Source organism: Shivajiella indica (assembly GCF_042683085.1).
In the GTDB taxonomy this organism is placed as follows: Bacteria; Bacteroidota; Bacteroidia; order Cytophagales; family Cyclobacteriaceae; genus Shivajiella; species Shivajiella indica.
Genome location: NZ_JBHUIV010000036.1, coordinates 1 through 6173, shown reverse-complemented (window position 1 = coordinate 6173; position 6173 = coordinate 1). Strand labels below are relative to the sequence as shown.

Genomic DNA, 6173 nt, shown 5'->3' with positions numbered 1-6173 from the left:
TGGTTACACCCACAGAATACGGATCGGTCAATGCCAAGCCGTCACTTCTTATTCCTGTTGGTTCTCCAACCGAACAGTTATCAGTAGCACTGGCGGTTACTTCTACAATTGCAGAGCAAAGTCCTGTTTCAGCATCCACAGCTTGGTCGCCGTTGGTTGTGATTAATGGTATTATTTCATCCAATACTATTACCTCAGCTTCTGCACTTGCTTCATTTCCAGCAAAATCTACGGCTGTCAACGTAATAAGAGTTGGTGTTCCAACAAAGGAGCAATCAAGCACATTTCTATCCAGGGAAAGTGAAGCGATACCACACTCCTGATCGAATGAACCATCATCAATATCCTCAGGAAGTAGTGATGCTTCTCCATTTTCATCCAGATATACCGTTATTCCTTTGACTTTAACAACCGGAGGAATTACATCTACAAACTCTCCAAAAATTCTGTTATCCAAATCATTGAATTCCTGAGGATCAGAGTTTTTGATTTCTGCCAAGATTCTATACTCCGGATTGACTACAGTCCAATTGATGGATGTGGAAGTGGAACTTAGCAAATCCACAGAAATCGGCACGAAATCAATCGGAATGGTATCTGTCTCGGTCAAATAATAGAAATGAACTTCGGCATCTGCAGCCAAATCGCCTTCATTTTCTATATCAACATGGATTTCTACCTGTTCTCCCACATTTGGACAATAAGTACTGAAATCAATATTGGTGAAGAATAGATTTGGTGCTCGTCCTACAACCAATGCCCTTGTGGCCTCATTGTTAGCATAGCTGACATCATCAGATTCCCGATCCACGTCGATAATTCCTCTCACTACCTTGATTCCGGCAGTCGGACTGCTGTATGGAACAGCAACCGGAACAGTACTCAATTGACCGGCAGCCAATCCATTGACAGGGATATCCACTCCCAACGGTACATCATCAACAGTTACCCTGACTTTGAAAGGCTGGGCATCGGCAACTCCTATATTTTCGAAGGAAACAAACAGATTAACCTCTTCATCTGGATCGGGATTGAGCTCGCTTGGGGAAATGTATTCGGACAAAATTCTCAAGTCAGGTTGCTGATCCCGAACTCTTATTTCACCTGATGCGGAATTATTCGACTCATTGCATTCCACATACGCTTCATTTTTATCCACAACCAATTCCAACTGGAATACTCCGGTGGTTCTAAACACATAGGGCAAAGTGACCAGCTGACCTTGAGAGCTAAAGCTTGGTTTCAACTCTGGAATAATCACATTTCCTATTTCTGCCCCATTCAGCAAGAAATCCACTCTGACATTGTAGGCAGTAAACAGTCCTGTATTTCTTACCCTTCCAGAAAGTGTTTGTGGGGTATCCACAAAGAAGGTACTTCCCCAAATTGAACCTGACTTCACAGCAACCAAGTCGACACACAATGGCATGCTGGCCTTATTGTCAAATTTGGAGCTTTCCTCAATGAGATTATCAGGATCAATTTCGACCAAAAGTCCATTGTTCCCGAATTGAGTGAGTGAGGTTTCAAGCTGAGCAGTCGCTTCACCGCCAGGAAGTAATCCCCCTGAAATTGTAATCCGCTCATTTCTAAACACCCCATTTTCTTCTACTCGGAAGTTGACCTCGAAATCCTCTTCCGCAGGGGCATTTCCTGTATTTCTGATTTTAGCTTGGATCAAGAAATTCTGTCCTGCCTCTGGCAAAGCCGGATTCACAGAAAGAAGTGTATTGGTAATGTACAAGTTTGGAATCTCCACTGGAGGCGGTAAGTACCGGACCAGACGTACAAATTCATTGTTGTCCTCCTTGTATTCGGTAATAGCACCACTGCCCAGAGGTTCGTCAACCTTGATTCTTATCGTTTGGTCAACTGCAGAAGAAAACTCTACGGTCAATGGATAGGAGATTTGACCGCATTTTTCCAGTTCTTCAAACTGACGGCTATCAATCAATACATCATCCAAATAGACATTCACCGAGAAGTTTTGGCTAACTGCTACCCCACCGATATTATCCACCCTTACGGTAAAGTTGAACGGATCAACCATACGGCTGCCGGTGGAAATGATAGAATTGGCGGCGGTCAGATCCGGTAATTCTGGATATACTGTAATGCCCCTACTTTGGGTATTATTAACCCTTGTCTTTTCATCTACCTGATTATTCACATCCGCAATGGCAGTGATTGAACAGTTGTTTTTGGCAAAACAAGAACCGATAGTACTAGAAATACTAGTCGTGAAGTTATAGCTTAGCGACTCACCCGGTGCAAGTGAAGGAATCAGAATATCTTGAATCAACCCCTCACAGGACTGAATTCTCAATGTGAAATTCACTGCAGTCAATTCACCTATATTGCTCACGGTAGCTGTTCCGCTTATCTCCTCTCCTGCGATTATTTCAGTCTGATTCAGTACCAAAGCGGTGGTTAAATCAGGTTTTTCAGGGTATGGAATTACCTCGACTTGGAAGCTTGGCAATTCCGCACTGAGGGTGTAATCCGTGACTGAACCTGTAAAGGTGTAGATTCCCGGTACCGATGGCATCTTGATGCTTCTTCTGAAATTACCATTGGTGTCCGTTGTCGTCTGGGTACTTCCACCTTCGAAACTAATGGACACATTAGCCCCTACCACATTCGGATTCACCCCTTCTTCGATTCCAAAGTATTGGGCAGAACCTGATACCGTCACCGAACTGTTCACATAGACTGTAGTGGTATTTGGACTGGCACTTGCCTCTATTCCGCCAGGGAGCACAAAGTTGCCGACCAAAAGTGGCCTGATTGCAAAATTGTTCAGCTCATTGATTTCCTCAACTTGGTCCGTCTCATCTATCACTACCTTGATTGGATAGAATCCTGCTTCTTCAAAGCTGTAAGTCCAAGAGAAGTCCCGATTCTTTCCTGCCTCCAACAGATCCACCGTGGTGGAGAAGACCTGAGTTTCTCCATCGTAGGCAGAGACCACAAAGTTTTCTGCAGGGAAATCAGATAGATTTCTGATCCTGGCAAATATGGTCACTACCTCGTTTTCAATCGGATTTTCTGTAGAGAACGATATGTTATTTGCAAAAATAGCCAGGTCAAGATTGTTGTCAGCAACTTTCGGAACTGAGATCTCAGGTGTATCAACGGTACATGCAGCTTCATTCTGAACAGTAACATAGGAAGTAAGACCTGAATTCTCGGATAATCCAGAAACCGTGACTTGGTAAAGTTTTCCATCTCTAACATCCACATCGTTAGGATCCACCTCGTTCATTTCATAAAAAACAGTCAATCCTGGCTGGCCGAGAACCGCACTTTCATAGGAAAGCTGGAGTTGAGGATAACCAAATGCAGGCTTGATATTCGCCGGATCCTTGTAAGAGATAGTAAAGGTAAACTCTGTATTGGAGTCTCCTACCTCAGGAGATACCTGCAAAGCTGTAAGACTCGATTCACAAGCTACTGGGAAACATTGACCTCCGAAGCAGGCCTCTCCCGGAGGACATGTTACCTCCTCGCAAGGATCTTTACAAACTCCGTTGTCACAGATGGTTCCCGGTGGACAGCTGACATTTTCACAATTAGCCACTGGAGTCATCAGAATCTCCAACACTTGGAAGTCTTCGGTGAGGAAAGGAGAATATTCCCATTCATAACCTTCAGCAATAAATAGAATTCGCTCTCCATAAGGAACTTGAACAATAAAGAACCCATTGTAATCCACCAAGGTTGGCTTACCGTCAACCACAGCTGAGGCAGCCACCGGCTCACCTGTTACAATATCCTTAACTGTTCCAAAAATCGTCATATCCCCATAAGGCACACAGAATCCATTAAAGCAGAATTCTCCAGGTGGGCAACTAGAGTCCGCGCAAGGATCGGGCACACATTCCCCGTTTTCACAGACAAATCCCGGCTCACAACTGTCTGCAGTACAATTGCCTGGAATCAGGTTCACATCCAAGGCCCCATTGTCTTCGTTGATAGCACCTGTCTGGAAATTCCTATATCCATCCTTCAGGAAGACCACTACATTTCCTAATATCACTTCTATGGTGTAATTGCCGTTTTCATCAGTCATCACCTCTGCGGCCGCGGTAGTCACCGTCACACCGGAGAGCGGTTGATTGGTAATATCATCCCGAACAGTTCCGGATAGCGTGTAGAAAATCGTCTCGCACCTACCATTGATACATACCTGTCCAGGTTGGCAACTGTGGATCAGACACCAATTTTTATAAAGGTCGATTTCCAAGCCAGACTGAGGCCCCGTGACCGGAGGAATGGTAGTGGAAGTGTAGTCCCACTTGGTGAATTCTACTCCCATCCCGATTGGAACTTGCACGCTGAAAGTTCCGCCCCTTTGGGTGATAAACGACTTGTAATTTTCCCCCACGATGATGTCCGCATCACCGAGCCCTGATCCTGTTTTGGCATCCTTGACTACTCCTTCTATAGTAACGAAAGGTGAATCTGATTCATAGCAGGTACCATCCACACAAAAGCTTCCCAGTGGACAACTAGAGTTGAAGCAAGGATCTTCTGGGGTGAGACATCGGCCATTGTCACATATTGTTCCCGGAGGACAATCTGCCACCAAACAGAGTTCTGCTTCTGAAATACATGCCCCACCCATGCAGAAGGTGCCCGGAGGACAATCCTGATCGGCCGAACAGGCTATTTTACATTCACCGCTTACACAGACTTGACCTATTGGACAAGTAACATCACGACAAGGATTGTATACCAAGTTTATGTCAAATACACTATCACCTACTTCCAAAGGTCCAATTGATTGAGATTCATATCCGGTTTTGGAATAAGTGATTCCTGCTCCTTCGTTCAAAACTATCTCATAAGAACCATCAGAATCGGTAAAAACTTCTTTTTGATAATACCCTTGAAGAGTTCCAAATACACGGGCATTCGCAATTGGAAGATTAGAGTCCGCATCTCTGACTATTCCTGAAACCACGATGGTTTCAAAAGGAACATCAGTTTCATTTGGAAGACACACATTTCCGGCACATCTAGTACCAGGAGGGCAATCCTGATCCGCTGTACAAGCGATATAACATTCTCCTTCATAGCACTGCTGACCTATATTACAGAAGACCCCATCACATGTGCCTTTTAGGGTAATAAGAAGAGTTGAAGTTTCTTCTACTACAGAGGGAGTAGTAAAGCTTTCATACCCAACCTTAGAAAAGGTTATTTGACCTCCATAATTCACTGTAATGGTATAATATCCGTTGGAATCAGTAAGAATTGGGCCTGTTCCTACCTTATCCGGGGAATCAACCAAAACCCCAACCACCGGTTCTCTTGTGACTTGATTAATCACTTGTCCACTTACAAAGTAAAAAATGGTCTCACAGTTTCCTTGGAAACAAGCAGTTCCGATTGGACAATTTACATCAACACATAATGGATCAGTAAGCTCCATCAAAACCACCGCATCCGGTACATCTGCAGTCACAGGGCCAAAGGATGCAGTCAGGTAACCCGACTTGGAAAAATTAAGGCTGGAACCATAGCTAAGCTGTACGCTGAAATTCCCCTCGGAATCCGTAAACACATCCTGAGACCAATCAAATTGACAAAGCGTACACTCCCCAACCAGTGTTATTTTTGCCCCGTCCAATGGCTCATTGGTTTCCAAATCCCGGACTGTTCCAGTAACCGTGAAAATCTCGGGAATACACTGTCCGTTAAAACAGATCGAACCTTCAGGACACTCTATACCCGCACATAACGGATCCCCTGCTTCCATCAAAATCACCGCATCCGGTACATCTGCAGTCACAGGACCAAAGGATGAAGTCAGGTAACCCGACTTGGAAAAATTAAGGCTGGAACCATAGCTAAGCTGTACGCTGAAATTCCCCTCGGAATCCGTAAACACATCCTGAGACCAATCAAATTGACAAAGCGTACACTCCCCAACCAAAGTTATTTTTGCCCCTGCCAATGGCCCATTGGTTTCCAAATCCCGGACTGTTCCAGTAACCGTGAAAATCTCGGGAATACACTGTCCGTTAAAACAGATCGAACCTTCAGGACACTCTATACCCGCACATAACGGATCCCCTGCTTCCATCAAAATCACCGCATCCGGTACATCTGCAGTCACAGGACCAAAGGATGAAGTCAGGTAACCCGACTTGGAAAAATTAAGGCTG

1 protein-coding gene is annotated in these 6173 nt (G+C 44.7%); it reads right to left on the bottom strand.

The genetic code is table 11. The annotated features are described in order from the left end of the window. On the bottom strand, window positions 1–6173 hold a 6173-nt coding region (locus ACFSKV_RS20335; RefSeq protein WP_380807076.1), incomplete at both ends, for a CARDB domain-containing protein.